Here is a 5,536-nt window from a genome sequence, read left to right as displayed (position 1 = left end):
CTGAACGCGATGCGGCGGCATGAGTTCGACGCCGTGCTGATGGATCTGCACATGCCGGCGATGGACGGCCTTGAAGCGACGCGGCGCATCCGCGCGCTGCCGGCGGGCCGCGATGTGCCGATCATCGCGATGACCGCCGCCGCCATGGCGCAGGACCGCAGCGCCAGCGCCGCGGCCGGCATGAACGACCACATCGCCAAGCCGATCGACCCGCGCGAACTCGCCGTGACGCTGGCGCGCTGGATCCGGACGCCCCGCGACACGCCCCCTGCGGCGCCGGCGCAAGCGACAGTGCGCGACGACGACATCGCCGCGCTCGAACGCGCCCTGCCGGGCGTGGCCCTGCGCGACGCGCTGGCGCGCGTGCGCGGCAACATCGCGCTCTATCGCCGCCTGCTTGCGTTCTTTGGCGAGCGTCGCCGCGACATCGCGCGACGTCTTGCGCAACTCGACGCGGACGGCAACTTCGACGACCTTTACCTGGAGGCGCACGACCTGAAGGGCGAAGCCGGCAACCTCGGCCTCGTCGCCATCAGAGCGTCCGCCGACGCGCTGGGCAACGCGCTCAAAGGCGATGACCACGCGCACGTGCCCGAACTCACACGCGCACTGGTGCGCGATTGCGACGCGGCACTCGCGCTCCTGCGCACCCGGCCGGCCGCATCCGACAGCGCAGCGACCAGCCCCACACCCACAACCCGTCGAGCGTGATTGCCCGCGCGCAGTTGCGCGCGCCGCTCGACCGTCCGCACCCGGGCTCGCCGAGTTGCACTACCCCGCCCTGCGTCACTGCGGCGTACGGCACCCCAATTACTTGCCTTGACAATCTTTGCTCCGGCAAATATAGTTCAGCCCCCACGACTTCACCGAAAGGAAAATCGATGGCCAACCCGCCGAACGAGCCGCTTCCCGCCTGCTGTGGCGACAACGACAACAATTTCGGTCTACTCCTGCATTTCCTCCGCCAGGGCATGATCAAGTACCTCGAACACGCGCTGGCGGACCAGGATCTCGGGCTCAACTTCACGCAGTACCGCGTGCTAAAAATGCTCTCGAACGTGCCGCACATCAGCGCCTCCGAGCTGGCGCGCCGCCTGGAGCACGATGCCGGCGCCCTCACCCGCCTGCTCGACAAGATGCAGGAACGCGGATTCCTGCGCCGCCACGCGTGCGCCGAAGACCGTCGCTCGGTCGAGATTTCGCTCACCGACGCCGGCCGCGCGCTGTCCCGCCCGCTGCGCGCGATCTCCGAACAACTGACCGCGTTTGCCCTGAGCGATCTCGCCGACGACGAGAAGACGACGCTGATGGCGCTGCTCCGGCGCGTGCGCACGACCCTGGATCAATAATCACATGCCGAGGCAATTAATGAAGATGACACCGCTCTGGCTGGCCAGCGCGATCCTGCTCGGCGGCTGTGCCGACCTCAACGGCCTCGCTCCGCAAGGCCGGCTGCGTCCGGAACAGGACATCGCGGCGCGCGCCAGCCTCGCCGGCGTGCAACCGGCGCCGTGGCCGAACAGCGACTGGTGGCGCACGCTCGGCGACGGCGCGCTCGACACGCTGATCGGCGAAGCGCTGCGCGACAACCCGGACCTCGCCGCCGCCGGCGCGCGCGTGCGCCTGGCGACGGCGCAGGCCGGATCGGCCGAGGCGGCGCGCTACCCGACGCTCGATGCCAAGGCGAGCTTCCCCGGCACGCCCTTCCCCGACGACTTCCCCAAGCCGTTCGCCGGCTACACGTCGGCGAAGCAGGCGAACCTCACCGCCGGCTACGTCTTCGACCTGTGGGGTGGCCAGCGCGCGGCCTGGGAAGCCGCGCTCGGCCAGCAGCGCGCGGCCGAGGTCGACGGCGAAGCGGCGCGCCTGACGCTGTCGACGCGCGTCGCACAAACGTACGCCGACCTCGAGTATGCCTTCGCGGCGCACGACATCGCGCTCGCCGACCTCGACCGCGCGCAGAAGCTGCTCGACCTGACGCGCCAGCGCGTGCAGGCCGGCATCGACAGCGTCGCCCTGCTGCGCCAGGCCGAGTCGACGCAGGCCGGTGCCGAGCAGAAGCAGGCGCAGACGGCGCAGCGCATCGAGTCGGTGCGCACGCAACTCGCGGCGCTGCTCGGCCAGGGACCGGATCGCGGCCTGACGATCGAACGTCCGCAGGCGCTCAACGTCGCCGAGCTCGCCGTGCCGGAAGACCTGCCGGCCGAACTGGTCGGGCGCCGACCCGACATCGTCGCCGCGCGCTGGCGCGTGGAAGCGGCCCGGCGCGGCATCGACGCGGCGAAGGCGCAATTCTTCCCGAACATCAACCTGACCGCCGTGTTCGGCGTGATGTCGCTCAAGGGCGCCGACCTCTTCGACTCGACGAGCCGCTTCGGCCTCGTCACGCCGGCCATCTCGCTGCCGATCTTCGACGGCGGCCGCCTGCGTTCCAACCTCGCCGGGCGCGACGCCGACTACGACCTCGCCATCGCCCAGTACAACAAGACGCTGATCGGCGCCTTCAACGAGGTGGCGGACAGCCTCAGCCACCTGCGTTCGCTCGAAACGCAAAGGGCGGCGCAGCAGCGCTCGCGCGCAAGCGCGCAACAGGCGTGGGAACTCTCGACGCAGCGTTACCGCAACGGCGTCGGCGGCTATCTCGAAGTGCTCGTCCTGCAGCAGGCGCTGCACCAGGCCGAAGAGCGGCTGGCGGACATCGAGAACCAGCGCGTCGCCGCCTCGATCAATCTCGTTCGCGCGCTCGGCGGCGGCTACCGGGCGGAAACGCCGGTGTCGCTCTCTGCCGCAGCGACCGACACCCGCGCAACCGCAAAGGAAAACTGAAATGAGCCAACAACACCCCGCTGACGCAAAACCCTCCAACGTACGCCGCAAGCAATGGCTGGCCGGACTCGGCGTCGGCCTCGCGCTCGCCGCGGCCGGATCGGCCACCTACTACTACCTCGTCGCACGCTGGAGCGAGAACACCGAAGACGCGTACGCCAACGGCAATATCGTCCAGATCTCGGCGCAAACCGCCGGCACGGTGGTCGCCATTCACGCCGACAACAACGGCTTGGTGAAGGCCGGCCAGGTGCTCGCCGATCTTGACGCCAGCGACGCCCGCGTCACGCTCGAACAGGCCGAGGCCAACCTCGCGCGCACGGTGCGCCAGGTGCGCGGCCTTTATGCCAACGTCGGCAGCCTGCAGGCCGAGGTCGACTCGCGCCGCGCCATGGCCGAGCGCGCCCGCGCCGACTTCGAACGACGCAAGGGATTGGCGGCAACCGGCGCCATCCCGGCCGAGGAACTCGCACACGCCCGCGAAGCGCTGGCCGCCGCCGAGAGCTCGCTCGCCGCCTCCGGGCAACAGCTGGCGAGCAGCCACGCGATGGTCGACAACACGGCGCTGCTGACGCATCCCGACGTCAAGGCGACGGCCGCCGCGCTGCGCCGCGCCTATCTCGACTATTCACGCGCGCACTTGCTGGCCCCGGTATCGGGCCACGTCGCGCAACGCACCGTGCAGATCGGCCAGCGCGTACAGGCCGGCGCGCCGTTGATGGCCGTCGTCCCGCTCGATCAGATCTGGGTCGATGCCAACTTCAAGGAGACGCAGCTGCGCCACATGCGCATCGGCCAGCCGGTCACGCTGCACGCCGACCTCTACGGTTCCGACGTCACCTACCACGGCAAGGTCGACGGGCTGGGCGTGGGCACCGGGAGCGCCTTCTCGCTGCTGCCGGCACAGAACGCCACCGGCAACTGGATCAAGATCGTGCAGCGCGTGCCGGTCCGCATCGCGCTCGACGCCAAGGAACTGGCCGAGCATCCGCTGAAGATCGGCCTCTCGATGCACGCCGAGGTCGATATGCACGACCAGTCCGGCCCGGCACTGGCGCAGACGAACAGCGAGCAGCCGCTGTTCTCGACCGACGTCTACGCCGGCCAGCTCGACGAAGCCGAGCAGATGATCGCTCGCGTCATCGACGAAAATGCCGGCGTCAAGGCACGACTCGCCGCCACGCCGAACGGGAAGCGCGGCTGATGAAGGCAGCACCGGCTCAGTTCCAGCCCGCCAACCTCGGGCTGTGCACGACGGCGCTCGCGCTCGCCACCTTCATGCAGGTGCTCGACACGACGATCGCCAACGTCTCGCTGCCGACCATCGCCGGCAACCTCGGCGTGAGCACGGATCAGAGCACCTGGGTGATTACGGCCTTTGCCGTCTCCAACGCCATCGCGCTGCCGCTCACCGGCTGGCTGACGCGGCGCTTCGGCGAGGTGCGCCTGTTCGTCTTCGCGACGCTGCTATTCACCATCGCTTCGTTTCTCTGCGGCGTTGCCTTCAGCATGGGCAGCCTGGTCGGCTTCCGCGCCCTGCAGGGTTTCGTCGCCGGGCCGATGTACCCGATCACGCAGGCCCTGCTCATCTCGATCTACCCACCGACGAAACGCTCGCAGGCGCTCGCCCTGCTGGCGACGGTGACGGTCGTCGCGCCGATCGCCGGCCCCATCCTCGGCGGCTGGATCACGGACAATTACTCGTGGCCGTGGATCTTCTTCATCAACGTGCCGATCGGCGTCTTCTCCTCGTTCACCGTCTGGCGCCTGATGCGGCATAAGCCGGCCGTGCTGGAAAAGCCGCGCATGGACTACGTCGGCCTGATCACGCTCGTCATCGGCGTCGGCGCGCTGCAGCTCGTGCTCGACAAAGGCAACGAGGAAGACTGGTTCAACTCGAACTTCATCGTCGCCACGGCGATCGTCTCGGCGATTGCGCTGGCGATCTTCCTGATCTGGGAACTGACCGACAAGGAACCGATCGTCAACCTCAAGCTCTTTCGCCATCGCAACTTCAGCGCCGGAACGCTGACCCTGATGCTCGCCTACGGCGGCTTCTTCTCGATCGGCCTGCTCGTGCCGCAGTGGCTGCAGACGCAGCTGCACTACACCGCCGTCTGGTCGGGACTCGCCTCGGCGCCCATCGGCCTCTTGCCGGTATTGCTCACGCCCTTCGTCGGCAAGTACGCGGCCAGGTTCGACATGCGCATGCTCGCCTCGACGGCCTTCCTGGTCATGGGCCTGGCCAGCTTCTACCGAGCGGGCTTCACCGCCGACATCGACTTCGCGCGCGTCGCCTGGGTGCAGCTCTTCCAGGGACTCGGCATCGCCTTCTTCTTCATGCCCGTGCTGACCATCCTGCTCTCGGACCTCGAAGGCCACGAAATCGCCGCCGGCTCGGGGCTCGCGACCTTCCTGCGTACGCTCGGCGGCAGCTTCTCCGCCTCGTTCACGACCTATCTGTGGAGCCATCGTGCCGTGATTCATCACGCGCATCTGACCGAGGCCATCTCGCCGTACAGCCCGACGACACAGGCCGCCGTGCAGCAGCTCGGCCAGGGCGACGCGCAACGCGCCGCCGCGCTGCTCGACCGCATGATCACGCAGCAGGCCTACCAGATCTCGTTCAATGAAATCTGCCACGGACTCGGCTACCTTTTCCTCGGCCTGATCCTCGTACTGTGGCTGGCCAAGGCGCCGTTCCACAAGG

Annotated in this window: 5 protein-coding genes; all 5 read left to right on the top strand. The window is 68.5% G+C overall.

Annotated elements, in window-relative coordinates; genetic code table 11:
• A partial coding sequence (locus KBA32_RS16300; RefSeq protein ID WP_294361239.1) for a response regulator occupies positions 1-711 on the top strand: 711 nt, incomplete at its 5' end.
• Between the two features lie 170 nt (positions 712-881).
• Entirely contained in the window at positions 882-1,349 is a 468-nt protein-coding gene (locus KBA32_RS16295; RefSeq protein WP_294361238.1) for a MarR family winged helix-turn-helix transcriptional regulator, read from the top strand.
• Positions 1,350-1,368: 19 nt separating this feature from the next.
• A complete protein-coding gene (locus tag KBA32_RS16290) occupies positions 1,369-2,826 on the top strand; it encodes an efflux transporter outer membrane subunit (RefSeq protein ID WP_294361236.1) in 1,458 nt (485 codons plus the stop codon).
• Position 2,827: 1 nt separating this feature from the next.
• The gene (locus KBA32_RS16285; protein WP_294361234.1) at positions 2,828-4,030 is read left to right on the top strand and encodes an HlyD family efflux transporter periplasmic adaptor subunit; all 1,203 of its coding nucleotides are present in this window, start codon (positions 2,828-2,830) and stop codon (positions 4,028-4,030) included.
• A partial coding sequence (locus tag KBA32_RS16280; protein ID WP_294361232.1) for a DHA2 family efflux MFS transporter permease subunit occupies positions 4,030-5,536 on the top strand: 1,507 nt, incomplete at its 3' end. The genes KBA32_RS16285 and KBA32_RS16280, both read left to right, overlap by 1 nt.

Origin of the sequence: Propionivibrio sp. (genome assembly GCF_017995515.1) — a bacterium.
Taxonomy (GTDB): domain Bacteria; phylum Pseudomonadota; class Gammaproteobacteria; order Burkholderiales; family Rhodocyclaceae; genus Propionivibrio.
Note: the sequence above shows the minus strand (reverse complement) of the source record. Positions and strands in the feature narration are given on the sequence as shown.